We start from the raw sequence: 23,193 nt of genomic DNA on the forward strand, positions 1-23,193 counted from the left end.
TCGCCGGCCGGAACGGGGTTCAACCGGCGGCGAGGGATTCGAGGCGCGCCTCGTCGCGCACGCGCACGCCGCCGGGGACGATGAGGATGGTCCTCTCCCGGTCGAAGCGGGTGAGCATGCGGCTCACGGTCTCGATGGTGAGGCCGAGATGGTCGGCGATGTCCTGCCGGCCCATCGGCAGTTCCAGGGTCACCGAATCGCGGCCGATCCGGGCGTAGCGCTCCCGCAGGCCGACGAGGAAGCGTGCGACCTTCTCCTCGGCGGTCCGACGGCCGAGCAGCATCATCTGGTCCTGGGCCAGGGAGAGTTCGTAGCCCGCCCGCTCATGGAGCCGTTGCAGCAGGTGCGGCTTGCCGGCCACCAGGGCCTTGAACCCGGTCCGCTCGAACCGGCACAGGCTGGTGGGGACGAGCGCTTCGGCGGTGACCGTGAAACGGTCCGGGAGGGCGAGGCCCAGGAAATCGCCGACGAGGGCGAATCCCATGACGTGGCGGCGCCCGTCCGGCAGCAGGCGCGACAGGCGGATTGCCCCGTCCGTGACGTTGTAGACCGCCATGGCCTCGTCGTCCTGTGCGAAGAGCGCCTGACGGGGACCGATGGTCATTTGCCGGCTCAGCGCCTCGAGCTCTTCCAGCTCCTCGGTGGTGAGGGCGGCGCAGACGCTGAACAGGCGCGCCTTGCAATCCTGGCACCCTTCGGCCGGCCGTCCGTGATGGCAGGCATGGGCTTGGGCGGTCTTGGAATCCGAGGCGATCATCGGCGCCGACTTTCCGTCTCGCGCGTGGTCTGCCCGCCCGCCGCAATGGCATGGGGTAAGACCCGAAGACTTGGCGCGCAGTGGGAAGACTACTGCGGATGACTGCGCACGCCAATGGTTCCCGCATCTGCGCGGCCCGTACTTTCGAACCAGCCCGTCGCTCGGGCTGAGGGTGCCCTAAAGCCGTGATCGAACGAGGCAGTTCAGCCCGCGTCCTCCGGACCTTTCCCTCATCCTGAGGTGCGGCGGAGCCGCCTCGAAGGAGGGCTCCAGGGATCGCAGCGCTGTCGGGACCTCACCTTCGAGGCCCGCCAGAGCAGGCACCTCAGGATGAAGTGGGGGTGAGGGCCCACCCCATCTGAACGGCAGTGGCCCTAGTGACTCAGCAGGCACGCGATGGGGCAGGCGCGGAGCAGGTCGCGGGTGACGCCGCCGAACACCCATTCCCGCAGGCGGGAATGGCCGTACGCGCCGGCCACGAGGAGGTCGGCCGCATGCTCGCTCGCCATATCGACGAGCGCCTCGGCGGCACCGGCGCCGTCGCGGTCCGTGCGCGCCGCGACAGCAGGGATGCCCCGGGCCTCCAGGGCGCGGACGAGGAACAGGGCCTCATCGACGGCCCGCCCGGGCGAGACCGTGCAGACGACGACCCGGGAGGCCCGTTGCAGGAACGGCATCGCATCGGCCACCGCCCGCCGGGCCTCGCGGGTGTTCTTCCAGGCGATCGCCACACGGCTCGCCTCGATATGGTCCACCCCCGCGGGGGCGACGAGGACCGGGCGCCCGAGGTCCATCACGGCCTCGGCCGAGGGGATGGCGAACCGGGCCGCCGGCGTATCCGCCGCGGACCGGCCGATCACCACGAGGTCCGCGGCGACGGCCTGGGCGAGGAGGAAGGCCAGGGGATCCTCGATGTCCGAGCGCCACGCGAGGCGGCTGCGGCCCGCCGCCTCCTGCTCGAACAGGGTATGGGCCTGCCTCAGCCGGTCGAGGCAGAGTTCGTGGAGCACCGGTAGCACGAAGGGACCGCCCGATCCGGGATCGGCGGAGAAGACAGCGTAATCGGGCCGCTCGGCCGCGATCCCCACCAGCCCCGCTCCGAACAGGTCCGCGAGATGCGCCGCAAGCCTGACGCGGGGGCGGGACTCCTCCTCCGGATCGACCGCCACCATGATGTGTGCGTAATCCACTGTCGCCTCCTCCGTCCGGGGCCGGACGGTGGCATCCTGCGCCGGGGGCGGCGCGGTGCCTTGATCCAGCGCAACCGATGGGGCTCGACCGTGCGAGGCGGATCCGGCAAGGAAGGTCCATCCGCAGACTCTGCGCGGACGGGCATGATCCCGACGCGGAAGCTTGGCCCGTATATTGCCGTTCGCGGTCGAACCGGCGTGCGTCGGTTAGGTTAAGGCCCGAATTTTGGGGCCGGATGCGACGTTGTTCTGTTAAAGAACGGCCACGACCGATGGACCGTGGGGTTGCAACGTCCCCGGTTGGTAGATCAGCAGCGTGAGACAGGAACGTGCCGATGTCAGGTGAAACCACGGACCTCATCCATCCGGTCATCCTGTGCGGCGGCTCCGGCACGCGCCTGTGGCCGGCCTCCCGGGAGAGCTTCCCGAAGCAGTTCATTCCCCTCGCCGAGGCGCATCGCTCCTCATTCCAGGCGACCGCCGCCCGGGTGACCAACTCCAACGTCTTCGCCCGGCCGACGGTGATCACCGCCAACGATGCCCGGTTCATCGTCGCCGAGCAGCTCGCCCAGGCGGGGCTGGCAGCCGACATCCTGCTCGAGCCCGCCCGGCGCGATTCGGCGGCGGCCGTGGCCATCGCCGCCCTCCACGCCGCCGCCCACCAACCGGACGCCCTGGTCCTGATCCTGGCCGCCGACCACGTCGTGGGCGACGACGACGCCTTCGCCGCCGCGGTGCAGGCCTGCAGCCTCGGGGCGAAGGCCGGGCACATCATGACGCTCGGCATCATGCCGACCTCCCCGGCCACCGCCTACGGCTACATCCAGCCGGGGGATCCCCTGCCCGGCGCGGCGGGCCAGGCCGGGGCACGGGTGGTCCAGCGCTTCCTGGAGAAGCCCGATGCTGCCCGCGCCGAGGGTCTCATCGCCGAAGGCGCCCTGTGGAACAGCGGCTACTTCCTGTTCCGGGCGGACGTGATTCTCGACGAGATGCGCCGCCATGCCCCGGCCGTCCTCGCCGCGGCGCAGGCCTCCCTTTCGGCCGCCGTCCGCGACCTCGACTTCCTGCGCCTGGACACCGACGCCTTCCTGGCCTCGCCCCAGATCTCCCTCGACTACGCGGTGATGGAGCATACCGACCGGGCGGCGGTGCTGCCGGTGTCGTTCCCGTGGTCGGACATCGGCACCTGGGGCGCCCTGTGGGAGGTCTCCCAGCAGGATGCAAACGGCAACGCCGTGCGCGGCCGGGTCGCCCTGCAGGGCACCCGCAACAGCCTTGTGCACAGCGAGGGCGAGTTGCTCACCACCGTGGTTGGCCTGGATGACGTCGTGGTGGTCGCCACCTCCGACGCGGTGCTGGTGACGAGCCGCCAGCGCGGCGGCGAGGTGAAGACCCTGGTCGAGCAGCTGCGTGCCCGCTCCGAGCCGGAGGCCGACGCCCACCGCCTGATGTACCGCCCGTGGGGCAGCTACCAGCGCATCGATATCGGCTCCCGCTTCCAGGTGAAGCGGATCACCGTGAAGCCGGGGGCACGCCTGTCCCTGCAGAAGCACTACCACCGGGCGGAGCACTGGGTGGTGGTGCGCGGCACCGCCGAGGTCACGGTGGACGAAAGGGTCTCGCTGGTGCACGAGAACGAGGCGATCTACCTGCCGATCGGCTGCGTCCACCGGTTGACCAACCCCGGCAAGATCCCCCTCGAACTGATCGAGGTCCAGGTCGGCTCCTACACCGGCGAGGACGACATCATCCGCATCGAGGACGTCTACGGCCGCTGAGGCGCGGACAGGCCGGGCGGCCCGTCTCTCCCCCTTCCCGCGAGGCGCAGGGGGAGAGGGCGCGCCCCTCAGAGCGAGGATCGCCGCCGCCGGATCTCCCGGCGCACCGCGCGCCATCGGGCGCGCTCGCTGCTGTGGCTGCGGTGCCAGGCGGCATGTTCCTCGCGGAAGGTCCATTCCTCCGGATCCTCGGGATGCCCGCGCATCACCGCGTCGGCGAGAGCCTCGATCTCCCAGCGCGACAGACGGCGCGGGCGGATCCAAGCGCCGTAGACGAGCCAGCTAAGGCCGCCCCCTAGGGGCAGAACAACTACGGCGAGCTACAATCCGTTGAATATAAACCAGAGCCATGGGGTCATCGCTCCGAACCCCCCGTGCCCTTTTCAGGATTAGGAACTTATATTACGGATTTTTTCCGAGTCGCAACGGGGTTCTCTTCTGCCGTCGCCGTCTGCCGCGGAATGCCCGTCCCCGGAGGTGCGGCGTGTCGCTTGTGGTCATTTTTGGAGCGAACCTGCGGCATCACCGGAAGGGGAGGCACCTCACCCAGGCGGCCCTGGCGGAGATGGTGGGGCTCTCCACGGAGATGATCAGCAAGATGGAGCGGGGCGCGGCGGCCCCCTCCTTCGCGACGATCGAGGTTTTGTCGGAGATCCTGGACCTTCCGGCCGGCATGTTCTTCGGCGTGGGAACGGCTACGGTGCTCGAGGGCGAGCGGACGCGACTCCTCGGCAAGATCCACACGCGGCTCTCGCGCCTCAACGAGGATCAGCTCGTGCGGGCCGACCGGATGCTCGGCGCCCTGGCGGATTGAGAAAGCCGGAAGGGGAACGAGGGCGTGGTGCCCCGCCTGCGGGCAAGGCCAGGTAGGTTCGGATCCATGATGGTGCCGGCGGAGAGGATCGAACTCCCGACCTTCGGTTTACAAAACCGCTGCACTACCGCTGTGCTACGCCGGCCCGATGCCCACGGGCTTCCACTTGCTAGCAGCCACGGGGCAGCGGCTCAAGCCGTCGCGAGGGTGGCGCGGGCTTGGCCGGGGCGCAGGGTGCCGGTCAGCAGGTCGACCTGCGCGGCGAGCCGGGCATAGGAGGCCCCCTGGGGCGTCCCCGGCCGCTCGGGCAGGGTCCCGCCCTCGGCCCCCAGGGCCGCAAGGGTCTCGACGATCCACGCTTTCCAGGCCGCCGCAACCGGTCCCGCCCCATCCGGGGTGTGGCGCAGGACGGAGAGACGGGCACTGATTCGTCTTAGGGTCGCGTCGGCGACCATCGCCGCCTCCACCTCCGGGTGGTGCCCGGCCCGGGGCTGCTGCAGCGCCCGGGACAGGGCGGCTTCCAGGTCGTTGAGGGCGAGGCCCGCGTTCCGGGTCGCCGTGGCGATCATGGCCTCGCGCTCCGCACCCGGGGCAGGCGTCAGGACGGCACGGGCGAACTCGGCATGGGCCGAGAGGGCGCGGCGCAATTCCCGCCGGACCTGATCGGGCTCCCAGATGGGCCAGAGGACGAGGCAGCTTCCCACCGCGATCAGGCCGCCGAACACCGTGAAGGCCGCCCGCTCGCCGACGATCTCCCACGAGCTGTGGCCGGGCTCCAGCACCTCCACGAGGAGCACCACGAGGGGTGTCAGGCAGGTGACGAAGAAGCCGTAGGAGATCTGCCGGGCGGAGAAGCCCACGATGCTGAGGACGAGGATGAGAGCCGCCTGCCAGAGGGGCGTCGCGGCATAGTGGGCCAGCACGGCCCCCACGACTCCGCCGAGCACCGTTCCCCCGATCCGCTCCAGCGCCCGCTGCCATGTGGCCGCGTAGAAGGGCTGCATGGTCAGCACGAGGGTGATCACCAGCCAATGGGCGAAGGTGCCGCCGTAGCTCAGGGTCCCGGCCAGGGCCGGGGCCGCGACGACGCTCGCCCGGACCGCGTGGCGCAGGTTCGGGGAGGCGGTGGTGAAGTTCTGCACCAGCGGCGTGAGATAGCGGGCCTGCCAGCCGAGCCGCCCGCCCTCGTCGAGGCCGCCGGGGCGGTACCCGTCGGGCGTCGAGAGCTTGGCGCCGATCCTGACCCGGCCGACGATCCGCTCGGCGAGGCCCGCAAGGACCGGCTCGGCGGCGAGCCCCTCGCTGGCCCGGACCAGGGCGGGTTCGAGGCGGGCGAGATCGAGGTTCGCGTCGTCGCGGATCGCCCGGGCGATCACCACGAGCAGCGGGCGCAGGCGCCGGAGGAAGCGCTTGGCCGCATCCCGCTGCTCGGCGGACGGCGCACTGTCCAAGAGTTCGGTGATGGCGATCAGATGCGAGAAGATCTGCTCGGCGCTTTCCAGCCGCAGCAGGGCCTGAGCGATCCGCTCCGAGACCCGTTCCCGGCTGCGGGCGAGGTCGAGGATCATTGTCCGGGCCGTCTCGATGGCCGTGCGCACCCCGCGGCGGTGGGCCCGGGCGTGGCCGTCGAAGGCGCTGGTCTCCGGTTCGGGCAGGGCGGCCAGCCGTTCGAGGTCGCCGACGAGGCGGGCGAGGCCGCGCCAGACATCGGCCACCGCCCTGTGTGCCGGCCGGTAGGGATGGAGGCGCCAGATGACGAGGGCGAGGAAGGTCGCCCACAACCCCCCGGCCGCGAACATGACGGCGGTAAGCCCGGCCTGGGCCGGGGTCAGCGCCCGGTCCAGGGCGATGCAGAGCACGACGACGAGGACGTTGCCCGCGGCCTGGGCCTGGATGCTCCAGACGCGGATATAGGTGCAGGCGAAGATCACCGCGCAGGCGACCGGCACGACGAGGGGCAGCCCCAGGGGGCGGATCAGGCCGAGGCCGCCCCAGAGCAGGCCTCCGATGAGGGAGAAGGCCGTGAGCACCCGCAGGCGGACCCGGACGGGGCCGCCGGTGTCGCAGAAGCAGGCGAGGTTGGCCGCGAAGGCCATCGACACGAGCGGTGGCCAGTGCACCAGGGCATCGAGGAGGAACACGGCCCCGAAGGCGAAGCCGGCGCGCACGCCTTCCGAGATCTGGATGCTGCGCAGGTCGAGCCCGATCGGCAGGCGGGCGAGGTCGGCTCCCGGCTGCCCGAGGCTGCCGCGCCCTTCGCGTCTCCGGCGCGGGCGGGACGGGGGAGCCTGCGGGGACGGGGCGGACACGGGGGCTCCTCGGGGCACGTGATGCGGGGTGCGCCCGTGACGTGTCGAAATCCGGGCGGACCCGCAAGTCCCGGCTCCGTGACACGGGGCGGTGCCTTGACCGGCGGCGTCCCCCGTGGCTTTTCGGGGCGCCGGCACCAGACTCCGTAGCTCAGCTGGATAGAGCAGCCGCCTTCTAAGCGGCAGGTCGTAGGTTCGAGCCCTACCGGGGTCGCCAGCCGGGCGCCGCCGTCACCGGAGAGGGAGGCGCTCCTTCGCCCTCGCGAGGCGCGACAGGCAGTAGACCTGCCCGAGGCGCTGGCGGGCGGCCCGGACCGGCGGGGTCTGCCGCTCGGCCTGCACCGCGTCGATGGTCCGCAGCACCGTTGCGACCGAGCGCTCCAGGCGGTGCTCGGCGGTGAGCGGGTCGATCCGGGTGATATCCAGCATGGCCAGTCCCTCGTACCACGCCGGGGCCATCGGCGCGGACACACTCTCGGGACGAGGCTTGGCCGGAAAAGGGCAGCTTGGCCGTAAGCGCCACTCCGCCCTGGCGAATGCTGTGGAGCGGGCCCCCTACAGCCGCAGCTCCTCGTGCCAGGTGCGGCCGTCGCGCTCGATCAGGGCGATCGCCGCCGTCGGACCCCAGGAACCCGCCGGATAGGGGCGCGGGGCCTCCGGCCGCTCCGCCCAGGCGTTCAGGATGCTGCCCGCCCAGGCCCAGGCCGCCTCCACCTCGTCCCGGCGCATGAACAGGGTGGCGTTGCCCCGCACTACATCCATCAACAGCCGCTCGTAGGCGTCCGGATAACGCTGCTTGAACGTCTCCTCGAAGGAGATGTCGAGGTCCGTCGGGCGCAGGCGCAGGCCGCCGGGGCCGGGATCCTTGGTCATCACCTCCAGCTTCATGCCCTCCTGCGGTTGCAGGCGGATGACCAGACGGTTCGGCTCCCGGCCGAACGCCTCCTCGGGGAAGATCGAGAAGGGCGAGGCCCGGAACTGCACCACGATCTCGGAGAGCTTCTGCGGCAGGCGCTTGCCGGTGCGCAGGTAGAACGGCACCCCCGCCCAGCGGCCGGATTGCACCTCCACCTTCATCGCCACGAAGGTCTCGGTGCGGCTCTCGTGGCCGAGTTCGTCGAGATAGCCGGGGACGGGCTGGCCGCCCACCGCCCCGGCCACGTACTGGCCCCGCACCGTCACGGCCTGGATGTCGTGGGCGGTGATCGGCTTCAGGGCGCGCAGCACCTTCAGCTTCTCGTCGCGGACGGAATTCGCCTCCAGATTGAGGGGGCTCTCCATAGCTGTGAGGCAAAGGAGCTGAAGGATGTGGTTCTGCAGCATGTCCCGCAGGGCGCCGGACGTGTCGTAGTACCCGGCCCGCCCCTCCACGCCGACGGTCTCGGCGACGGTGATCTGGACGTGGTCGATCACGTCCGACGTCCAGAGCCGCTCGAAGATGGTGTTGGCGAAGCGCAGGGAGAGCAGGTTCTGCACCGTCTCCTTGCCGAGGTAGTGGTCGATCCGGAAGATCTGCGATTCGGGGAAGACTTCGCCCACCGCGTCGTTGATCGCCTTGGCCGACTTGAGATCCTTGCCGATCGGCTTCTCCAGCACGACCCGGGACTTCTCGCCGATCAGCCCGTGCTTGGCGAGGTTCCGGCAGATCGCGCCGTAGAGGTCCGGCGAGGTGGCAAGGTAGTAGGGGCGCACCTGATCGGGGCGCTCGGCGAGCTTCTGGACCAGCTCCTCCCAGCCCTCGTCACCGGTGCCGTCCACGGCCACGTAGTCGAGGTGGGCGAGGAAGTCGGCGAGCTTGCCCTCCGGCAGGTCCGCGGCGGTCACGAAGCGCTTGAGGGCGTCCCGGGCGTGCTCGCGGAAGGCATCGGCGGTCAGGTCCGAGCGGGAGGCGCCGATGATCCGGCTCGTCCCCGGGATCTGCCCATCGCGGAACCGGTAATACAGGGCCGGCAGGAGCTTGCGGGCGGTCAGGTCCCCGGTGGCGCCGAAGACGACGCAGTCGAAGGAGGCGACGGGAATGATCGTCGTGGCCAAAGGCGGCTCCCGTGAGGTGGCGGCATGCCCCGTGGTGCGGCTCCCGATCGAGCCCACGCGGTGCCGGACTTAAACTGCTGCAGGAGCCGCGCCAAGGCAGGAGCTGCGCCGAGGCAGGAGCCGCTCACGACCGGCCCCGCCGTCAACCCTTCTTGAAGCCAGGGCGGATCGGCTTGGCAGGCTGCTTCAAAAGTCCGGCGGGGCGATCATTCGCTCAGGATACCGTCGATGGTGGAGAAACCTCGTCTCCTCCAAAGGCCCTTTTTCAGGCGCCTGCTACCCCTCCTGATGCCGCTTGAACGCCTCGGCGTAATCGGGGTGCCAGCGCGATAGGGCCGGGCGGTTCGCGATGATGTCGCCCATCGCCCATTCCATGCGCTTCTCGTCCTGCGCCCGGGTGGTCTCGTTGTCGGGGCAGAGGATGTAGAAATCGCCCGCTTCCATGCGCTCCAGCATGAAGGCGATGGTCTCCTCCGACGTCCAGGCGCCGGCCGGCTTCTCGGCGACGCCCCTTGCCTTGGCGAGGCCGGTGTAGACGAAACCGGGGATCAGCAGGTGCGCGCTGGTCCGGCAGCCTTCCCGGGTGCGCAACTCGTGGGCCAGCGCCTCGGTGACGGCCTTCACCCCCGCCTTCGAGACGTTGTAGGGCGCGTTGCCCGGGGGCGTGGTGATACCCTGCTTGGACCCCGTGACAATCACCGCGCCGGGCTGGCCCGACTCCGCCATGGCGGGGGCGAAGGCGCGGATGCCGTTGACGACGCCCCAGAGGTTCGTGCCGATGATCCGCTCCCAGGTCTCGGCATCGGAGAACAGCTTGCCGCCGGCCTCGATGCCGGCATTCAGCATCACGAGGGCGGGGGGCCCGCTCCGCATCACGGCGGCGGCCAGGGCCTCGATGGCGTGCCGGTCGGACACGTCCGTCGGCACCGCGCGGACATCCACCGCCGCGAGGCCCGAGACCTCCGCGCGGGCGGCGTCCAGGGCCTTGCCCGGCAGGTCGGCGAGCCAGACGTTCATGCCCGCCCCAGCGAAGGCTTTCGCCGCCGCGAGGCCGATGCCGCTGGCCGCGCCCGTCACCACCGCGCTGTGGCCGGGCCTGATCGCGGGGTGTCGGGACATCGTATCCTGCTCCATCTTCGCTCGAAGGCGGGAGATGGGGCAGCGGGGCCGGAAGGCGAACGCCCCGCAAGGCCGCACCGGGCCAGGACACTGCAAAGACCACGGCAAGGACACGCATGTCGATCGGCCTGAATCGCAGGGGCCTGCTCGTTGGGGTGGCGGCCGGCGGCCTGATCCCACCGGCGGCAGCGGAGACGCCGGATATCGGCCCCCTCGGGAAGCCCTCCTGGACCCTGGACGGCCCCCAGGGCGCGGCGGCGGCGAAGGGCCTCGCCTTCGGCGCGGCGGTGCCCTCCAACCTGCTGAACCACAGCGCGGCGTTCCGGCGGATCCTCGCCCGGGATTGCGGGCTCCTCGTCGGCAACAACGAGATGAAGTTGGCGGTCGTGATGCCGGAGCCCGGCCGGACCGATTTCGCCCCGGCGGATTCCATGGTGCGCTTCGCCCGTGCCCACGGGCAGCACCTGCGCGGGCATGCCCTGGTCTGGCATGAGGCCCTGCCCGCCTGGGTGGCCCCCCTCCTGACGGGGGCCAACAGCGCGCAGGCCGGGGACTTCCTGCACCGCTGGATCGCCACCATCGTCGGGCGCTACCGGGGCCTCATCGAGTCCTGGGACGTGGTGAACGAGGCGCTGGCGGGCTATGGGCCCATCCACCGGGAGGACGGCCTGCGCGAGACGCCCTGGCTCGCCGCCCTCGGGCCCGAATCCATCGATCTCGCCTTCCGCCTCGCCCACGAGGCCGACCCCCGGGCGGCCCTGGCCTGGAACGAGGATTCCCTGGAGCACGCCTTCGGCTGGGTGGAGGCGAAGCGCGCCCGCGCCCTCAAGCGGCTGGAAGGGATGCGCGCCCGTGGCGTGCCGATCCACCGCTTTGGCATCCAGGCCCATCTCATCAGCGACCAGCCCTTCGACCCGAAGCCGTTCCGCCGTTTCCTCCGGGACCTCGGCGCCCTCGGCCTCGGCATCGAGATCACCGAGCTCGACATCGACGACAAGGCCTTCCCCGCCGACCCGGCCGCCCGGGACAAGGCGGTGGCCGATTTCGCCCGGCGCTTCCTCGATGTCGCCCTCGACGAGCCGGCCGTACTGAACGTCGTCACCTGGGGGTTCTTTGACGGCGACACGTGGCTCAACGACCACCCGGACCACCGCCGCCGGGACGGGCTGCGCCAGCGCCCCCTCCCCTTCGACGAACCCATGCGGCCGAAGCCGTTCCGCGAGGCACTGATCGCCGCCTTCCGGCACGCGCCGGATCATTCCGCCGCACGGGCCCGCCTGCGCAACACACCGTGAGCGCGGGGCGGGCCCTTGCGCGCGGAGGGGATTGGTAACCATCGCGCCCCATTCTCGCAGCAGACCGCGCCGACCCGGCGCCGTCGGGAGAGTCGCGTATGGTCCCGACCCCGAGCCGCCCCCACGCCGCCCTCGCGGCGGGCCTCTGCCTGTCCGCCCTCCTCGCCGGAGCCCACCCCGCCGGAGCACAGGACCTGCCCGCCGTCGGGCCGATGCCGAAGGAGCAGCCGCTCCCGGAAGCCCCTAAAGTCGAGCCGGCAAAGGATACCCTGGCGGGGAAGCCTTCGGAACCGCCGGTTCCCGCGCCCCTGCCGCCCGCGCCGACCGTTGCGTCTGAGGCCGTGAAGCCCCAGGATGCGCCCCGGAAGACCCGGGAGCCCGCCCCCCTCGTCTACGCCAAGCTCTCGGCGGACCCTGTCCCAACCTTCTCGCCCCGGACCTTCCTCGACACCCTCCGGGCCGCCGAGCGCTATGCCGCCTTTGCGGAAGCCGGCGGCTGGGAGTCGGTGTCCGACAGCCTCATCACCTTGAAGCCCGGCGAGCGGCACCCGGCGATCCCGGCGCTCCGCCACCACCTCACCCTCGAAGGCGACCTTCCGGCCGACGCCCCGCCGAACGACCGGCTCGATCCGCCCCTGGTGGCGGCTATCTCGGCCTTCCAGGCCCGGCACGGCCTGCCCGACAGCGGCATCCTCGGGCGCTTGACGATCAACGCCCTCAACATCCCCGCGGAGACCCGCCAGCGCCAGCTCGCCGCCTCAGCGGCCCGGCTGATCGGCACGAAATTCCCCTTCGGCGAGCGCTACGTGGCCGTGAACATCCCGTCCGCCGCCGTCGAGGCGGTGGAGAACGGGCAGGTCGTGCGCCGCTACGTCGCCGTGGTCGGCTCCCCCGACAAGGCGACGCCGACCATCGAGACCCGCATCACCGACATCAACTTCAACCCCACCTGGACCGTGCCGGTCTCCGTGGTGAAGAACGAGATCATCCCGCAGATGCGGAAGAACCCCGGCTACCTCGCCAAGAACCGGATCCGCATCCTCGGGCCGGGGGGGACGGAGGTCGATCCCACCAAGATCGACTGGGCGACCGCGAAGGCCACAAACTACACCCTGCGCCAGGATTCCGGGCTCGATAACTCCCTCGGCCAAGTCCGGATCGACATGCCGAACCGTTTTGCCGTCTACATGCACGACACGCCGGCCAAGTCCCTGTTCGCCCGCTCGGTGCGGTTCCACAGCCACGGCTGCGTCCGCGTCGGGCAGGTGAAGGAACTTGTGGGCTGGCTCCTGCAGGGCGTCGAAGGACCGAATGGGCCGGGCTCCACCTGGGGAGCCATGGAGATCGAGACCGGCATCGCCGACGGCGAGCGGCGGGACATCAAGCTGCCGAAGCCCGTGCCGGTGGCCTTCGTCTACCTCACCGGCTATGCGGGCCCGGACGGTCGCGCCCAGTTCCGGGACGACATCTACGGCCTGGATAGCCCCAAGCCCGTCGCCGCGTCCCCGGCAGCCGTGGCCACGCCCCGGCCATCCGACCCGCCGGCCACGGGCTCTGTCGCGGTCCGGCCCCAGGCAGTCAAGGTGTCACCGCCCAAGGCAGCGGCCGCTAAGGCTTTGCCGGCTAAAATTGCTCCTCCCAAGGCGGTTTCCGTGCCGCCCGCCCCGGCCGTGACGGCGGAGCAGCACGGCCCGGAGGCTGCCACGACGATCCGCTGAGCGACGGCCTGCCATGCGGTGGGCGAACACAAGGAACAAACCCCCCGTCCCGCCATTTCAGGGGTGAAGGCAGCCGGTCTCCGCGGAGGCCGACCTGCGCCCGATACCTCTGTCATGGAGACCGAACGATGGCCAAGGCCAAGCCGATCAACCGGGTCGAGAGCGATCGTCTCAACACCCCGACCGATCTCGACCCGAACGACACCAAGAAGATCGCCGAGGGCCTGACGGTCCTGCTGTCGGACCTCTTCGCCCTCTACATCAAGACGAAGAACTTCCACTGGCATGTCAGCGGCCCGAACTTCCGCGACTACCACCTGATGATGGACGAGCAGGCGCAGCAGATCTTCGCGATCATCGACGATGTCGGCGAGCGCGCCCGCAAGATCGGCGGCACCGTCCTCCGGTCCCTGGGCCAGGCCAAGACCCTGACCCGCGTCGCCGACAACGATGCGGAGTATGTCAGCCCCCTCGACATGCTCAAGGAGCTGCGCGACGACAACAAGGCCCTCACCGCCCATATGCGGGAGTTGCATGAGATCACCGACGAGGCCAACGACGTCTCGACCACCTCCCTGCTGGAAGAGTGGATCGACCAGTCTGAGGAGCGGACGTGGTTCCTCTTCGAGGCCACCCGCAACGCCACCGACGGCGGCCACTAAGGCTCGTTCGGCAGCTTGAGACGGCAAGAGCCCCGCGCGGACCCGCGCGGGGCTTTCTTGTGGTCTCCGGCCGTCACTTCACCAGTTTCACCACCTCGCGGAAACGCGGATGGGCGGCGCTGCCGAGCCATTCGAAGATTGCCATCTCGGTGGTGACCACGTCGGCGCCGTGGGCAGCGAGGCGGGCCAGTGCCGCATCCCGGTTCTCCGTCCGGCGGGAGCCGACGGCATCGCGCACGACCCGCACCCGCCGGCCGGCCGCCATCAGGCCCAGGGCCGTCTGGAGGACGCAGATATGCGCCTCGCAGCCGGACAGGATCGCCTCCGCCCCCTCGGGCAGGTGGGCGAGGAAACCCTCCTGCCGGGTGACGTCGAACTCCATCTTGGCGATGGTCTCGCCGCCGGCCAGCGCCGGGACCGTGGGTCCGAGGGCGGCAGGGTTCTGCTCGGTGAGCAGGACCGGCACGCCGAGCAGCCCCGCCGCCTCCTTGAGGCGCCGGGCATTGGCGATGACCGCCTCAGCCTCCGCGATGGCCGGGACCAGCCGGGCCTGGATATCGATGAGCACGAGGACGGAGCGGGCGGGATCGATCGGCGGCAGCATCACCCTCACCCGTCAGTAGGTCGCGAAATATCCGGCGATGACCGCCGGGTCCTGCGTAACGGTGAGCGCCAGCGCCAGGAGGATCCGCGCCTTCTGCGGAGTGAGGTTGTCGGCGCTCAGGATACCCCGCTGCCGCAGCCGGGTCGTCATGGGCACGATGCCGCTGCCCGCCCGGGTCGACATCACCACCGCAAGGCCCGCCGCGGCGGCCTCGGCCAGGGCATCGGCCTCGGCCGGCGGCACCATCCCCGGGGCGAGCCCGGCCATCACGATGCCCCTGGCCCCCGCTGCCCGGAAGGCCCGTACGGCCGTCCCGTCCGCATCCGCATGGGCGTAGGCCACATCGACCCGCGGGAGGGCCGTGAGGCAACGGATGTCGAAGGGAGTGCCGGGGGCATGAGCGCGCTCCGACCGGCGGTAGTAGCGCACGCTCTCCCCGTCCACGTGGCCGAGGATCCCGAAATCCGGCGTCCGGAACGTCTGGAGGCGGGCGACGGAGGTTTTGGTGACCTCCCGCGCGGCCTGGATCTCATCGTTGAGCACCACCAGCACCCCTCGCCCCCGGGAGTCCGGGCAGGCGGCGGTGCGGACCGCCGCCACGAGGTTGAGCCCCGCATCGGACGACAGGCTGCTCATGGGCCGCTGCGAGCCCACCAGCACCACCGGCATGGGCACCGTAAGGGTGAGGCTCAGGGCATAGGCCGTTTCTTCGAGGGTCGCCGTCCCGTGGCCGATGACGATGCCGGCGAGGTCGGGATGCTCCGTGGCGACGCGCTCGCAGTGCAGGACGAGGTCGCGCCACTCGGCGAAGCCGATCGCCGGGCTCGTCACCGCCCGGAACGGAACCGGCAGGATGTCGGCCACGCGGGCGAGTTCCGGCACGGCCCCAACGATCTCCCCGGCTTCGAGCCGCCGCTCCGTGGCGGTGTAGTCGAGGATATCGAGGGAATCCGTCCCGAGGGACGAGATCGTCCCACCCGTGCCGATGAAGGCGACTTTCGGCTTGTCGGTCATTGCGTCCCTGTTCCTGCCTCGCCGGGCATGCGGATGCGCCCGAAGGCGCGCCCGTGCAAGTGAGGAGTATGAGGGGACCAAACTTCAAACGGGACTTGGCCGCAGGGGCAGCGCCGCCGCGGCCTGCGCTGTCTCAGCTTTTGAAGTCGAACAGCAGCGCCGAGGATTGCGCCGAGCCGGTGGTGCCGGTGGCGCTATAGCCCGAGCCGGTCGACTGGGCGGCCTGAAGCTGCTGGATGAAGGTGGCGAGCAGGTCGCTCGACGAACTGCTCGACGTGCCGCCCACCGCCGAAGACCCGTTCGAGGACGAGGGGTCGGAGCCGAGGCCGTTGGACGGTCCCGCCGGAGGGGGCCCGTCGGGGCCGCCGCCGTCGCCATCCGGATCGGCGCTGGAGACGCTCTGGCCGTGGCTGGCGAAGAGGTTCTTCAGCTCGCCCGCCTGATCGGTCGTCAGGGTGCCGCTGCTGACCTGATCCGAGATGAGGCTGTCGATGCGGTCCTTGATCGAGGACGGGTCGAGGGAGTTACCCCCCGTCGTGGCCGAGGCACTGGACGTGCCTGACGTCCCAGAGGCCGAGTCCGACGACAGGCTCGAATCGATGGCACTGAGGGCGGAGGTAAGGGCGGTGGCGTCGGTGCTGCTCAGCGCTCCGCTCGACTCCTGGTCCTGGATGGCGGACGCAATCCGGTTCTTGCCGGAATGGGCATGGGAGGTCGGTTGGGGCGTATAGACCTGTGTCGCGGTCGATATGCTGGTCACGGCGGTCTCTCCGCAGGAGTTCGCCGGTAGACGCCCGGCGGCGGGTCCGTGTGCAAAATGCCCACACCCCGCTTAACAGGGCGTTGCGACCGTCGTCATTTGTGGGTTCAAGGGCGGAATGTGATGTCGCTCCGGCCGCATGGCCGGGACCCGCTCCAACCTCCCTTGTCGTCCTGAGGTGATCGGCGTGAGCGGGCCTTGAGGAGGGCTCCAGGGAGATCAGAGCCCTCTGGAGCCGACCTTCGAGGCTGCTTCGCAGCACCTCAGGATGAGGGGTGGGGGTGGGATTGCCCGGTGGTCTCCGGGCAATCCGGCGAATCAGACCACGAGGTTCACGATTCGCCCCGGCACCACGATCACCTTCCGTGGCGGCTTGCCGTCGAGCACCTTCTGGACCGCGTCGAGGGCGAGCGTGGCCGCCTCCACCGCCTTGGCGTCGGCGTCCCGGGGGACGGTGACGTCCGCCCGTTTCTTGCCGTTGATCTGCACGGGCAGCGTGATCTCGTCCTCTACCAGAAGGGCAACATCCGCCTCAGGCCAGGGCGCCGCCGCCGCCAGTCCGTCCCGGCCCAGCGCCGTCCAGCACTCCTCGGCGAGGTGGGGCATCATCGGTGCGATCAACTGCGTGAGAATGCCGGCCGCCTCCTTCGCCGCAGCCTGCGAAGCGGCGCCCCGCAGCGCCTCGTCCAGGGCATTGGCAAGGGTGTAGATGTGAGCCACGCAGCGGTTGAAGCGCAGGCGCTCGACATCCTCGCCCACCGACGCCAGTGCCCGATGGGCCGCCTTGCGCAGGGTAAGGTCGGCGGCACCGTCCCCGGAGGCCGCGCAGGCGGCGTTGACCAGCCGCCAGACCCGTTGGACGAAACGGGCGGCGCCCTGCACCCCCTCCTCCGTCCAGATCACGTCCCGCTCCGGCGGCGAGTCGGACAGCATGAACCACCGGGCCGTGTCGGCGCCGTAGCTCGCGATGATGTCGTCCGGATCGACGACATTCTTCTTGGACTTCGACATCTTCTCGATCGGGCCGATCGAGACCGGGCCTTGGGTTTTCACGTGAAACGCTTGGCGCTGCCCGCCCTCGGCGGTGAGGCGTACGTCGGCGGGCTGCACCCAGGCGCCGGCCTCGTCCTTGTAGGTCTCGTGGACCACCATCCCCTGCGTGAACAGGCCCGCGAACGGTTCGGACACGCCGGACCAGCCCGTCTCCCGCATGGCCCGGGTGAAGAACCGGGCATAGAGCAGGTGCAGGATCGCGTGCTCGATCCCGCCGATATACTGGTCCACCGGCAACCACCGATCGACCGTGGATCGGTCCGTGGGTTCATCCGCCAGCCAGGGCGCAGTGAAGCGGGCGAAGTACCACGACGAATCGACGAAGGTGTCCATCGTGTCGGTTTCGCGCCGGGCGGCGCCGCCGCATTGCGGACAGGGCACCTGCCGCCACGCCGCGTCCCGCTCCAGGGGGTTGCCCGGCTGGTCGAAGGACACGTCCTCCGGCAGCTTCACCGGCAGGTCCGCAACGGGCACCGGCACCGGGCCGCAGCTGTCGCAGTGGATGATCGGGATCGGGCAGCCCCAGTAGCGCTGGCGCGAGACGCCCCAATCGCGCAGGCGGAACTGCACCTTCCGGGTGGCGACCCCCTCCCCGTCCAGCCGGTTCGCCACAGCCTCGAAGGCCTCGTCCGTGCTCATGCCGTCGAGGAAGCGCGAATTGATCATCCTGCCATCGCCATCATAGGCGGTGTCGGTGATCACGAAGCTGTCCGGGTCCTGCCCCTCGGGGCAGACGACGGGGGTGTTGCCCAGGCCATACTTGTTGGCGAAGTCGAGGTCGCGCTGATCATGGGCCGGGCAGCCGAAGACGGCACCGGTGCCGTATTCCATCAGCACGAAATTCGCGACATAGACCGGCAGGTCCCAGGACGGGTCGAGGGGATGGCGCACCCGCAGGCCCGTGTCGAAGCCGAGCTTCTCGGCCGTGTCGATGGCGGCCTGGGCCGTGCCGATGCGCTGGCATTCGGCGATGAATGCCTGCAACTCTGTGTTGCCTTCGGCCAGGCTCGCCGCGATCGGATGGTCGGCGGCGATGGCTAGGAACTTGGCGCCGAACAGGGTGTCGGGCCGGGTGGTGTAGACGGTGATGCCATCACCGTAGCCGGCAACCGGCTCAGTGAGGCCGAAACGGACTTCCAGGCCCTCGGAGCGGCCGATCCAGTTCTTCTGCATCAGCCGGACCTTGTCCGGCCACCGCTCCAAGCCGTCGAGGGCGGTGAGCAGATCCTCCGCGAAGTCGGTGATCTTGAAGAACCACTGGGTCAGCTCCCGCTGCTCCACCAGGGCGCCGGATCGCCATCCCCGGCCGTCGATCACCTGTTCGTTGGCGAGCACGGTGTGGTCCACCGGGTCCCAGTTCACCTTCGCCGTCCGGCGGGTCACCAACCCCTTCTCGAGGAAGTCGAGGAACATGCGCTGCTGGTGCTTGTAATAGGCGGGGTCGCAGGTGGCGATCTCACGGCTCCAGTCGAGGGACAGGCCCATGGACTGCAGCTGCCCGCGCATCGTCGCGATGTTCTCGTAGGTCCAGGTGCGCGGGTTGACCTTCCGCTCCATGGCGGCATTCTCGGCGGGCAGGCCGAAGGCATCCCAACCCATCGGATGCAGCACGTTGAAGCCCCGGGCGCGCTTGTAGCGCGCCACCACGTCACCCATGGCGTAGTTGCGGACATGGCCCATGTGGATGCGCCCGGACGGGTACGGGAACATCTCCAGCACGTAGTATTTCGGCCGCTGATCCGCGTTGTCCGTCTCGAAGATCTTGGCCTGGGCCCAGGCGGCCTGCCAGCGCGGCTCGGCATCCTTGGCGTTGTAGCGTTCGAGCGGGGCGGTTGCGTCGGTCATCGGGCCGGGTCTGTCGCGGGTGCGGGATACTCTTGCGGCGCAGTAGCATACCAGCGCGGGCGCGGGTCAACGGCCCTTGCATGGCCGCCGCGTCCGTGCTTGCCCCCAAGGTGAGATCGAGGAGACATCCCATGGCCGCGCCCCTGCCCGGACCGCCCCCCCGCGCCGAGACCAGTCACCTGCCGCCGGTGGGCGAAGCCGATGTCGCCGCCGGGCTCGCGGAGGTGCGCGAGGGCGTCGCCCGGGCCGCCCGTGACAGCGGCCGCGACCCCGCCGGGGTCCACCTCATCGCCATCTCGAAGACGGTGCCGGCCGAGGGCATCGTGCCCGCCCTGGAGGCCGGGCAGCGGCTGTTCGGCGAGAACTACGTGCAGGAATCGGCCGGCAAGTGGCCCGCCCTGAAGGAGCGCTACCCGGACGTGGAGCTCCACCTCGTCGGCCCCCTGCAATCCAACAAGGCCCGCGAAGCGGTAGCCCTGTTCGACGTGATCCACTCCCTCGACCGGCTGTCGCTGGCCGCCGCGCTCGCCAAGGAGATCGCCCGCAGCGGCCGGACGCCGAAGCTGTTGATCCAGGTGAACACCGGCGATGAGCCGCAGAAGGGCGGCGTGCCCGTGAGCCAGCTCGACACGCTCCTGGCCGAATGCCGGGACACCCACGGGCTGGCGATCCAGGGACTGATGTGCATCCCCCCGGTGGAAGACCCGCCCTCGGCCCATTTCGCCCTGTTGGCGAAGCTCGCCAAGGAGTGCAACCTGCCGATGCTGTCCATGGGCATGACGGCCGACTATCCGGCGGCGATCCAGGTGGGCGCGACCCATGTCCGGGTCGGCACCGCCATCTTCGGGCGGCGGGTTCCGAAGGGGTAACAGCCCCCTCGCGGTTGTGCACCCTCCCCCGTCATTCCACCCGCCGCCGTCATTGCGAGCGGAGCGAAGCAATCCAGGGATGCGCTACGCCCGGATGCGGCCGGTTGCCCTGGATTGCTTCACTGCGTTCGCAATGACGGGGTTGGGATTTGCGGCGACGCCCCCAAACCGGTGATGCGTCAGTCGATGACCAGCCGGTAGCCCACGCCGCGGACCGTCTGCAGGAAGGACGGGTTGGCGGGGTCGATCTCGATCTTCCGGCGCAGGCGGTTGATCTGTACGTCGATGGCGCGCTCCGCCGCGGCCCCTCCCACGCCCGCAAGCTGCTCCCGCTCCACCCCCGCCCCCGCCGCGTGGGAGAGGATCGCCAGGATCTCGCGCTCCCGCTCGGTGATACGGATCGTCTCCCCATCCCGGCGCAGTTCGCCCCGGTCCGCGCGGAACACGAAGGGGCCGAAGGAGACCGGGGCGGCATCCGCATCCCGGGGCCGGACCGGACCGCGGTTGATGATGTTGTTGAGCCGGAGCGTCAGCTCCCGGGGGTCGAAGGGCTTGGGCAGGTAGTCGTCCGCGCCGATCTCCAGCCCCATCACCCGGTCGTTGGGGTTCGAGCGGGCGGTGAGCATCAGAATCGGGACCTTGGACGTCTCGCGGACGCTGCGGGCGTAGTCGAATCCGTTCTCGTCGGGCATCATCACGTCGAGCACCATGGCGTCGAACACGAGGGCCTGGGCCCTTGCCCTGGCCTCGGCGGCGCTGGCCGCGGCCGTCACCCGGAAGCCCTGCTCCGCCAGATAGCGGGCGAGGAGTTCCCGCAGGCGCCGGTCGTCGTCCACCACGAGGATATGGGGCGCCTCGTCGGGCAGGTCCGCCGCCTCGGGCCGGGGGGCCACCGACATCAGGCCCCCTCCCCGCTCGTCCGCCGGACGGTCCGGCGGGCCATCAGGCGCCGGACCGCCGGCCGGTCCTCCGGCTCGATCATGGCCATCAGGAAATCCTCCGGTGAGGCGGTGGCGTCGGGCGAAGCCAGGGCCCGCGCCAGCCGCCGGGCCTGGACGCGGGTGAGGTCGGCGGCGAGGCCCGCTCCCGATTCGGTGCAGGACAGCAGCCGCTGGCGCCGGTCGATCATGCCCGGCTGCTGGACGACGTAGCCCTGCCCGATCAGGTCCTTCAGGACCCGGTTCAGGCTCTGCTTGGTGATCCGGAGGATGTCGAGCAACTCGGCGATGGTGAGGCCGGGGTAGCGATCGACGAAGTGCAGCACCCGGTGGTGCGCCCGGCCGAAGCCGTAATCGGCGAGGATCCGGTCCGGATCGCCCACGAAGTCGCGGTAGGCGAAGAACAGGAGCTCGATCAGGTCGTCGCCCGCCGGCTCGCGCCGCGCCGGGGCGGCGACGGCTTTCGCGGGGTAGGTCTCCTCGCGCGGGGCAATCGGTGTCACGGCGCGGCCGCTCCCCGAACGGGCGATAGGTCAGTAGCCTTGACGTGTCTCAGCGCAGGCGTGGCCCGTCAACCCTGGCAGGGGACAGATCCCGAAGGGCGTGACGCCCTCCGGGATCCCCGTATCTTAGAACAGCCCGTCGATCTGGCCGTTGGCGTCGAGGCGGATCGTGTCGGCCGCCGGCACCTTGGGCAGGCCGGGCATGGTCATGATCTCCCCGCAGATCGCCACGACGAAGCCCGCGCCCGCCGAAAGGCGGACGTCGCGCACCGCCACCACATGGCCCTCCGGGGCACCCATCAGGGCCGGGTCGGTGGAGAACGAGTACTGCGTCTTGGCCATGCAGATCGGGAGGTGTCCGTAGCCCTCCTTCTCGAAGCCGGCGAGCTTCTGCGCGGCCTTCGACTCGATCTGCACGTCGCCGGCCCCGTAGAGCTTGGTGGCGATGGCGCGGATCTTGTCGGAGAGCTTCGTCTCGGGCTCGTAGGTGTAGCGGATCGGCTGCGCGCCGCCCTCGGCGAGCTTCACCACGGCGTGGGCCAGCTCCTCGGCGCCGGCCCCGCCATCCGCCCAGTGCTTGCAGGTGATGGCCTCGACGCCGAGCTTCTCGCTGCACAGGGCCTTGAGCTTGGCGTGCTCGGCATCGGTGTCGGCGTAGAAGTGGTTCACCGCCACCACCACCGGCAGGCCGAAGTTGCGCACGTTGGTGACGTGCCGGGCGAGGTTGGCGAAACCCTTCTCCAGGGCGTCCACGTTCTCGGAGCCGAGGTCCTTCTTGTTCACGCCGCCATGCATCTTGAGGGCGCGAACGGTGGCGACGATGACCACCGCCGAGGGGCTGATGCCGGCCTGACGGCACTTGATGTCCAAGAACTTCTCGGCGCCGAGGTCGGCGCCGAAGCCCGCCTCCGTCACCGTGTAGTCGGCGAGCCGCAGGCCGGCGCGGGTCGCGATCACCGAGTTGCAGCCGTGGGCGATGTTGGCGAACGGGCCGCCGTGGATCAGGGCCGGGTTGCCCTCCAGCGTCTGCACGAGGTTCGGCTGCAGGGCGTCCTTCAGGAGCACCGTCATGGCGCCCGTAGCCTTCACGTCCTTGAGGGTGACGAGCTTGCGGTCCCGGGTCTCGGCGATGACGATGCGGCCCAGCCGCTCCTCCAGGTCCGCGAGATCCCTGGCGAGGCAGAACACCGCCATCACCTCCGACGCGACGGTGATGTCGAACCCGTCCTCCCGGGGGAAACCGTTTGCGACGCCGCCCAGCGACTGGGTGATGGCCCGCAGGGCCCGGTCGTTCATGTCGACCACCCGGCGCCAGAAGATCCGGCGCACGTCGATGTTGAGCTCGTTCGCCCAGTAGACGTGGTTGTCGATCAGCGCCGCCGCGAGGCTGTGGGCGGAGGTGATGGCGTGGAAGTCGCCGGTGAAGTGCAGGTTGATCTGCTCCATCGGCACGACCTGCGCCTTGCCGCCGCCGGCCGCGCCGCCCTTCATGCCGAAGCACGGGCCAAGCGACGGCTCACGCAGGCAGATCATCGTTTTCTGGCCGATGCGGTTCAGGGCATCGCCGAGGCCCACCGTCGTGGTGGTCTTGCCCTCGCCGGCCGGTGTCGGCGAAATCGCCGTCACGAGGACCAGCTTGCCCTCCGGACGCCCTTCGAGGGAGCCGATGAAGCCGTGGTCGAGCTTGGCGATGTGCTTGCCGTAATTGTGCAGGGCGTCGTCCGGGATGCCGAGCTTCTCGGCCACCTGCGCGATCGGCCTCAGGGTCGCCGCGCGGGCAATCTCGATATCGGACGGCATGCCTTTCCCTCCCTGTCAGCCGCACCCTGCTCCCGCCGGGCGTTGCCGCGGGGTGGACCGCTCATGGCGCGGCTCGGTGCGATCGTGGCAGGTAATGTGCGTCAAAGCGCCGGGAAATGCGCGCCGATTTT

Annotated in this window: 20 protein-coding genes and 2 tRNA genes; 7 read left to right on the plus strand and 15 right to left on the minus strand. The window is 70.2% G+C overall.

Features of this window, described 5'->3' with window-relative positions; genetic code table 11:
• Window positions 1-19: 19 nt before the first annotated feature.
• Together MFF22_RS01940 and MFF22_RS01945 are read right to left on the minus strand one after the other, a co-directional pair.
• A complete protein-coding gene (locus MFF22_RS01940; RefSeq protein WP_238247431.1) occupies window positions 20-757 on the minus strand; it encodes a helix-turn-helix domain-containing protein in 738 nt (245 codons plus the stop codon).
• Between the two features lie 374 nt (window positions 758-1,131).
• Window positions 1,132-1,947 (minus strand): universal stress protein, encoded by an 816-nt coding sequence (locus MFF22_RS01945; RefSeq protein WP_238247432.1) that lies wholly within the window; start codon window positions 1,945-1,947, stop codon window positions 1,132-1,134.
• 335 nt (window positions 1,948-2,282) lie between these two features.
• Here MFF22_RS01945 and MFF22_RS01950 point away from each other — a divergent pair, with 335 nt between their 5' ends.
• A complete protein-coding gene (locus MFF22_RS01950) occupies window positions 2,283-3,725 on the plus strand; it encodes a mannose-1-phosphate guanylyltransferase/mannose-6-phosphate isomerase (protein ID WP_238247433.1) in 1,443 nt (480 codons plus the stop codon).
• Between the two features lie 68 nt (window positions 3,726-3,793).
• Here MFF22_RS01950 and MFF22_RS01955 read toward each other — a convergent pair whose 3' ends face one another.
• A complete protein-coding gene (locus MFF22_RS01955) occupies window positions 3,794-3,931 on the minus strand; it encodes a hypothetical protein (RefSeq protein ID WP_238247434.1) in 138 nt (45 codons plus the stop codon).
• Window positions 3,932-4,209: 278 nt separating this feature from the next.
• Between MFF22_RS01955 and MFF22_RS01960 the strand changes: the two genes are divergently transcribed.
• Window positions 4,210-4,539: a helix-turn-helix domain-containing protein gene (locus tag MFF22_RS01960; protein WP_238247435.1), complete on the plus strand. Its 330-nt coding sequence runs from the start codon at window positions 4,210-4,212 to the stop codon at window positions 4,537-4,539.
• A 70-nt stretch (window positions 4,540-4,609) separates the two neighbouring features.
• Here MFF22_RS01960 and MFF22_RS01965 read toward each other — a convergent pair.
• A tRNA-Thr gene (locus MFF22_RS01965) sits at window positions 4,610-4,684 on the minus strand.
• A gap of 46 nt (window positions 4,685-4,730) precedes the next feature.
• The gene (locus MFF22_RS01970) at window positions 4,731-6,848 is read right to left on the minus strand and encodes an FUSC family protein (protein WP_238247436.1); all 2,118 of its coding nucleotides are present in this window, start codon (window positions 6,846-6,848) and stop codon (window positions 4,731-4,733) included.
• A 140-nt stretch (window positions 6,849-6,988) separates the two neighbouring features.
• Between MFF22_RS01970 and MFF22_RS01975 the strand changes: the two genes are divergently transcribed.
• A tRNA-Arg gene (locus tag MFF22_RS01975) sits at window positions 6,989-7,065 on the plus strand.
• Between the two features lie 14 nt (window positions 7,066-7,079).
• Here the strand turns inward: MFF22_RS01975 and MFF22_RS01980 are convergent.
• The 3 genes from MFF22_RS01980 to MFF22_RS01990 all read right to left on the minus strand — a co-directional run bounded on the left by MFF22_RS01980 (window position 7,080) and on the right by MFF22_RS01990 (window position 10,001).
• Window positions 7,080-7,319: a hypothetical protein gene (locus tag MFF22_RS01980; protein WP_306424652.1), complete on the minus strand. Its 240-nt coding sequence runs from the start codon at window positions 7,317-7,319 to the stop codon at window positions 7,080-7,082.
• A gap of 84 nt (window positions 7,320-7,403) precedes the next feature.
• Window positions 7,404-8,882, minus strand: coding sequence for a glucose-6-phosphate dehydrogenase (gene zwf / locus MFF22_RS01985; RefSeq protein WP_238247437.1), 1,479 nt, complete (start codon window positions 8,880-8,882; stop codon window positions 7,404-7,406).
• 276 nt (window positions 8,883-9,158) lie between these two features.
• Window positions 9,159-10,001, minus strand: coding sequence for an SDR family NAD(P)-dependent oxidoreductase (locus tag MFF22_RS01990; RefSeq protein WP_238247438.1), 843 nt, complete (start codon window positions 9,999-10,001; stop codon window positions 9,159-9,161).
• A 116-nt stretch (window positions 10,002-10,117) separates the two neighbouring features.
• On the opposite strand from MFF22_RS01990, the gene MFF22_RS01995 reads away from it, so the two are divergent.
• The 3 genes from MFF22_RS01995 (at window position 10,118) to MFF22_RS02005 (ending at window position 13,676) form a co-directional block, all read left to right on the plus strand.
• Window positions 10,118-11,296 (plus strand): endo-1,4-beta-xylanase, encoded by a 1,179-nt coding sequence (locus tag MFF22_RS01995; protein ID WP_238247439.1) that lies wholly within the window; start codon window positions 10,118-10,120, stop codon window positions 11,294-11,296.
• Window positions 11,297-11,394: 98 nt separating this feature from the next.
• Window positions 11,395-13,014, plus strand: coding sequence for a L,D-transpeptidase family protein (locus MFF22_RS02000; RefSeq protein ID WP_238247440.1), 1,620 nt, complete (start codon window positions 11,395-11,397; stop codon window positions 13,012-13,014).
• Between the two features lie 128 nt (window positions 13,015-13,142).
• Window positions 13,143-13,676: a Dps family protein gene (locus MFF22_RS02005; protein ID WP_238247441.1), complete on the plus strand. Its 534-nt coding sequence runs from the start codon at window positions 13,143-13,145 to the stop codon at window positions 13,674-13,676.
• A gap of 73 nt (window positions 13,677-13,749) precedes the next feature.
• On the opposite strand, the gene MFF22_RS02010 is transcribed toward MFF22_RS02005, so the two are convergent.
• The 4 genes from MFF22_RS02010 to leuS form a co-directional block, all read right to left on the minus strand.
• On the minus strand, window positions 13,750-14,280 hold the full coding sequence (locus MFF22_RS02010; protein ID WP_238247442.1) for an isochorismatase family protein: 531 nt from the start codon (window positions 14,278-14,280) through the stop codon (window positions 13,750-13,752).
• A 12-nt stretch (window positions 14,281-14,292) separates the two neighbouring features.
• Window positions 14,293-15,294 (minus strand): asparaginase, encoded by a 1,002-nt coding sequence (locus tag MFF22_RS02015; protein ID WP_238247443.1) that lies wholly within the window; start codon window positions 15,292-15,294, stop codon window positions 14,293-14,295.
• A gap of 133 nt (window positions 15,295-15,427) precedes the next feature.
• A complete protein-coding gene (locus MFF22_RS02020) occupies window positions 15,428-16,054 on the minus strand; it encodes a hypothetical protein (RefSeq protein WP_238247444.1) in 627 nt (208 codons plus the stop codon).
• A gap of 318 nt (window positions 16,055-16,372) precedes the next feature.
• A complete protein-coding gene (leuS, locus tag MFF22_RS02025; protein WP_238247445.1) occupies window positions 16,373-18,952 on the minus strand; it encodes a leucine--tRNA ligase in 2,580 nt (859 codons plus the stop codon).
• A 131-nt stretch (window positions 18,953-19,083) separates the two neighbouring features.
• Between leuS and MFF22_RS02030 the strand changes: the two genes are divergently transcribed.
• Window positions 19,084-19,821 (plus strand): YggS family pyridoxal phosphate-dependent enzyme, encoded by a 738-nt coding sequence (locus tag MFF22_RS02030; RefSeq protein ID WP_238247446.1) that lies wholly within the window; start codon window positions 19,084-19,086, stop codon window positions 19,819-19,821.
• A gap of 179 nt (window positions 19,822-20,000) precedes the next feature.
• Here MFF22_RS02030 and MFF22_RS02035 read toward each other — a convergent pair whose 3' ends face one another.
• From MFF22_RS02035 to MFF22_RS02045, 3 genes are all read right to left on the minus strand, one after another.
• On the minus strand, window positions 20,001-20,720 hold the full coding sequence (locus tag MFF22_RS02035; protein WP_238247447.1) for a response regulator: 720 nt from the start codon (window positions 20,718-20,720) through the stop codon (window positions 20,001-20,003).
• Entirely contained in the window at window positions 20,720-21,262 is a 543-nt protein-coding gene (locus MFF22_RS02040; protein WP_370877497.1) for a MarR family winged helix-turn-helix transcriptional regulator, read from the minus strand. The genes MFF22_RS02035 and MFF22_RS02040 overlap by 1 nt, the downstream gene beginning before the upstream one ends.
• A 126-nt stretch (window positions 21,263-21,388) precedes the next feature.
• Window positions 21,389-23,062 carry a formate--tetrahydrofolate ligase gene (locus MFF22_RS02045; protein WP_238247448.1) on the minus strand — a complete coding sequence of 558 codons (1,674 nt, stop codon included), beginning with the start codon at window positions 23,060-23,062 and terminating at the stop codon, window positions 21,389-21,391.
• Window positions 23,063-23,193 lie beyond the last annotated feature (131 nt).

It is taken from the genome of Methylobacterium persicinum, assembly GCF_022179525.1.
GTDB lineage: Bacteria > Pseudomonadota > Alphaproteobacteria > Rhizobiales > Beijerinckiaceae > Methylobacterium > Methylobacterium persicinum.